Source organism: Streptomyces sp. ADI95-17 (genome assembly GCF_003846175.1).
In the GTDB taxonomy this organism is placed as follows: domain Bacteria; phylum Actinomycetota; class Actinomycetes; order Streptomycetales; family Streptomycetaceae; genus Streptomyces; species Streptomyces sanglieri.
Map to the genome: position 1 here is coordinate 37,858 of NZ_ML123053.1, position 4,968 is coordinate 42,825.

General features: G+C 74.2%; 1 protein-coding gene. It reads left to right on the forward strand.

The features are described from left to right. On the forward strand, positions 1-4,968 hold a 4,968-nt coding region (locus EES42_RS39490), incomplete at both ends, for an SDR family NAD(P)-dependent oxidoreductase (RefSeq protein ID WP_164495498.1).

Below are 4,968 nucleotides of genomic sequence, written 5' to 3' on the forward strand. Positions count from 1 at the left end.
GCACTCCTCACCGCCGTCGCCGAACTCCACGTATGCGGCAGGGAAGTTGACTGGACCGCGTACTACGCCGGCACCGGCGCCCGCCGCGTGGACCTGCCCACCTACGCCTTCCAGCACGACCACTTCTGGCCCGCCGCTGCGGTGTGGGCCGGTGACGCGACCGCGTTCGGGCTGCGGTCGGTGGGGCACCCGATGCTCGGTGCGGTGATGACGCTCGCCGATGCGGACGGCCTGATGATGACGGGGCGGCTGTCGCTGCAGTCGCATCCCTGGCTGGGCGATCACGTCGTCCTGGGCTCGGTCCTCCTGCCGGGCACGGCTTACGTGGAGCTGGCTCTGCAGGCCGGTGAGCGCCTCGGATGCGGTGTCCTAGAAGAGCTGACGCTGCAGGCGCCCCTGGTGCTGCCCGAACGCGGCGGAGTCGCGGTTCAGGTGACGGTCGGTGCGGAGGACGCGGACGGGCGGCGTTCCGTCGCCCTGCACTCGCGGCCCGCCGAAGGGGACGACGAGGCGCCGTGGCGGCAGCACGCAGCAGGCATGCTGGCGTCGGCCGATGTCGTCGCCGCCGATGCCGCCGCCGGCGGAGAGCCGGCCGTGTGGCCGCCGCGGGACGCCGTTCCTGTTGCCGTCGAGGGGCACTACGAGAACCTGGCGGAGCGTGGCTACGGCTACGGGCCGGTGTTCCAGGGGCTGCGCGCGGCATGGCGGCGCGGCGAGGAGATCTTCGCCGAGGTCGCGCTGCCCGACGGCGCGGACGCCGACCGGTTCGGGCTCCACCCCGCACTGCTCGACTCCGCCCTGCACGCGCTGGGCCTGCACGGTGCGGAGAACGCAGGCGAGGAGAACGCCGGCGAGGCCGTCGGCGTCGGTCTGCCCTTCGCCTGGTCCGGAGTGTCGCTGTACGCGGTGGGTGCCGCCGCGCTGCGGGTGCGGATCACCCCCACGGCGTCGGGCGTCGGCCTGGAGGTCGCCGACGGCACCGGGGCACCCGTGGCCCGCGTGGACTCCCTGGTGCTGCGTCCGGTGTCCGCCGAGCAGTTGGCGGCGCCCGGCAACGAGCCGGACCAGCTGTACCACCTCGCATGGTCGCCGCTGGCCGTGTCGCCGCCGCCCGCGGACGAGCCCGCCCGGCGGTGGGCGGTGCTCGGCGACGCGGACCGGGCGGTGCCCCACGGTGCCGAACCGGCCCGAGACCTGGCCTCCGTGGCCCCGGACGTCGACGCCGTCGTCGTCCTGCACGCCACCGAGGCGGCGGCCGACCTGGCGAGCGGTGTGCGCCGCGACGTCCAGGAACTGCTCGCGCTGATCCAGGAGTGGCTGGCCGACACGCGCTTCACCGACGACACCCCGCTCGTCGTCGCGACCCGCGGCGCCGTCGCGGCGAGCGGCGAGGACGAAGTGTCCGACCCGGCGGGTGCCGCGGCCTGGGGGTTGATCCGCTCGGCACAGTCCGAGAACCCCGGCCGCCTGGTCCTGGTCGACCTCGACGGACACGACGACTCGTACGCCGTGCTGACCACGGCGCTGGCCACGGGCGAGCCCCAACTGGCCCTGCGCGCAGGAGATGTCCTCGTGCCGCGGCTCGCCCGCGTCACGTCCGACGGCGCCCTCGTGCCCCCGTCCGGCGACGGCCCGTGGCGGCTCGACATCACGGAGAAGGGCACTCTGAACAACCTCGCCCTGACCCCGTGCCCCGACGCCGCCGGGCCGCTCGCCCCCGGAGCGGTCCGGGTCGGCGTGCGCGCCGCGGGCGTCAACTTCCGTGACGTACTGATCGCGCTCGGCATGTACCCCGGCGACGCCACCATGGGCATCGAGGGCGCCGGTGTCGTCCTTGAGGTCGGCCCCGGCGTCACCGGACTCGCGCCCGGGGACCGCGTCATGGGTCTCTTCTCCGGCGGGTTCGGCCCGGTGGCGGTGACCGACCGCCGCACCCTGGCGCGGATCCCGGACAGCTGGTCCTTCACCGAAGCGGCATCGGCCCCGGTCGTCTTCATGACCGCCTACTACGCGCTGGTCGACCTGGCGGGACTGCGGCCCGGGGAGTCCGTCCTCGTACATGCCGCGGCCGGCGGCGTCGGCATGGCCGCCGTGCAGCTCGCCCGGCACCTGGGGGCCGAGGTCTACGGCACGGCGAGCACCGGCAAGTGGGACGTGCTGCGTTCCCTCGGGCTCGACGACGCGCACATCGCCTCGTCCCGCACCCTCGACTTCGAGGGCCGGTTCCTCGACGCCACCGAAGGACGCGGCGTCGACGTCGTCCTGGACTCCCTCGCCCGGGAGTTCGTGGACGCCTCGCTGCGACTGCTGCCGCGCGGCGGCCGGTTCATGGAGATGGGCAAGACCGACATCCGTGACGCGCACGCGGTGGCCGAGGCGTTCCCCGGCGTCGCCTACCAGGCGTTCGACCTGATCGAGGCCGGGCCCGATCGGATCGGCCAACTGCTGACCGAGGTCCTCGCGCTCTTCGAGAGCGGCGCGCTCAAGCCGCTCCCGATCCGTACGTGGGACGTGCGCCACGCCCCGGAGGCGTTCCGTTACCTGGCCAAGGCCCGCCACGTCGGCAAGGTCGTCCTGACCGTGCCCGAGCCCACGGAGCGGCACGGAACGGTGCTCGTCACCGGCGCCACCGGCGCGCTCGGCGCCCTGGTGGCACGCCACCTCGTGGCCGAGCACGGCGTACGAGGCCTGGTGCTCGTGGGCCGTCGCGGTGCGGCCGCACCCGGCATGAGGGAACTGGCGGACGAACTGACGTCGGCCGGCGCCGACGTGGTGCTCGCCGCCTGCGACGTCGCCGACCGCGATGCGCTCTCGACGGTCCTCGCCGCGATCCCCGAGGAGCGGCCGCTGACCGGCGTGGTGCACGCCGCCGGTGTGCTCGACGACGGAGTGGTCTCGTCGATGACGCCCGAGCGGCTCGACACGGTACTGCGTCCCAAGGTCGACGGCGCGGCCCACCTGCACGAACTGACCGCAGGCCTCGACCTGTCCCTGTTCGTCACCTTCTCCTCCACGGCGGGCGTACTCGGCGGCCCCGGCCAGGCCAACTATGCGGCCGCCAACGCCTTCCTCGACGGCCTTGCCCAGCAGCGCAGGGCCCACGGGCTGACCGCGACCTCACTGGCCTGGGGCCCGTGGGCCTCGGCGGACGGCATGCTCGGCCGGCTCGACACGGCCGACGTGGAGCGCATGACCCGCTCCGGCATCCTGCCGCTCACCGATGAGCAGGGCCTCGCCCTCTTCGACGCGGCCCTGGACGGCGCACGCGCCGCCGTGCTGCCCGTCGCCCTGGAACTCACCGCCCTCCAGGCGCAGGCCACCGCGGGCGTGCTGCCCGGACTGTTCCGCGGGCTCGTCCGCGCCCCCGGCCGGCGCAAGGCCCTGGCCGCCGCGGCGGGTGCGTCGACGCTCGGACAGCGACTCGCGGGGCTCGCCCCGGAGGAGCGCGACCGCGAGATGCTGGACCTCGTCCGCACCCAGGCAGCCGTTGTGCTCGGCCACGCCGGGCCCGAAACGGTGGGCGCGGAGAAGCAGTTCAAGGAACTGGGCGTCGACTCGCTGACCGCCGTCGAACTGCGCAACCGCCTGAACGCCGCGCTCGGTGTCCCGGGCCTGCGACTGCCCGCGACCCTCGTCTTCGACTACCCCACCCCCACCGCGCTCGCGGCCTTCCTCCTGACCGAGGTCCTGGGCGTCGTCCCGGAGACCACGAGCACGCTGCCCGACGCGGTCGCCGCGGACGGCGACCCCATCGTCATCGTGGGCATAAGCTGCCGGTTCCCGGGCGACGTACGCTCGCCCGACGAGCTGTGGCGGATGCTGCTCGACGGCGGCGACGCGATCACGGCGTTCCCCGAGGACCGCGGCTGGCACGCCGCCCGGCTGAATCCCGCCGAATCGGCGGACACCGGCATGACCGTCGTGCGCGAGGGCGGCTTCCTGTCCGGAGCGGGCGACTTCGACCCGGGCTTCTTCGGGATCTCGCCGCGTGAGGCCCTGGGCATGGACCCGCAGCAGCGGCTGCTCCTCGAAACCGCCTGGGAGGCCTTCGAGCACGCGGGCATCGACCCGGCCACCGTGCGGGGGAGCGCGACCGGAGTGTTCGCGGGCGCGTCCTCGAACGTGTACGGAGCCGGGGCCCAGCTGCCCGAGGGCTTCGAGGGCAACGCCCTGACCGGCAGCGCGACCAGCGTCGTGTCGGGCCGGGTGGCCTACACGTTCGGCCTGGAAGGCCCGGCCGTCACGGTGGACACCGCATGCTCCTCCTCGCTGGTCGCCCTGCACCTCGCGGTGCAGGCGCTGCGGTCGGGCGAGTGCACGATGGCCCTGGCCGGCGGCGTCACCGTCATGGCCGACCCGGGCATCTTCGTCGAGTTCAGCCGCCAGCGCGGTCTGGCTCCCGACGGCCGCTGCAAGCCGTTCGCGGAGGCCGCCGACGGCACGGGCTGGTCCGAGGGCGTCGGCATGGTCCTGGTGGAGCGTCTCTCGGACGCCCGCCGCAACGGCCATGACGTCCTCGCGGTCGTACGCGGCACTGCGGTGAACCAGGACGGCGCGTCCAACGGTCTGACCGCCCCCAACGGACCGTCCCAGCAGCGTGTCATCCGCCAGGCCCTCGCCAACGCGGGCGTCACCGCCGACGAGATCGACGCCGTGGACGCGCACGGCACGGGCACCCGCCTCGGCGACCCGATCGAGGCGCAGGCCCTGCTTGCGACGTACGGGCAGGAGCGACCGGAGGACCGGCCGCTTCTGCTCGGCTCGATCAAGTCGAACATCGGCCACACGCAGGCCGCCGCCGGTGTCGCGGGCGTGATCAAGATGGTGCAGGCGATGCGCCACGGCGTGCTCCCGCGCACCCTGCACGTGGACGAGCCGTCCACCCATGTGGACTGGTCGTCCGGCGCCGTCGAGCTCCTGAAGGAGTCGATGGCGTGGCCGGAGACCGGCGCACCGCGCCGTGCGGGC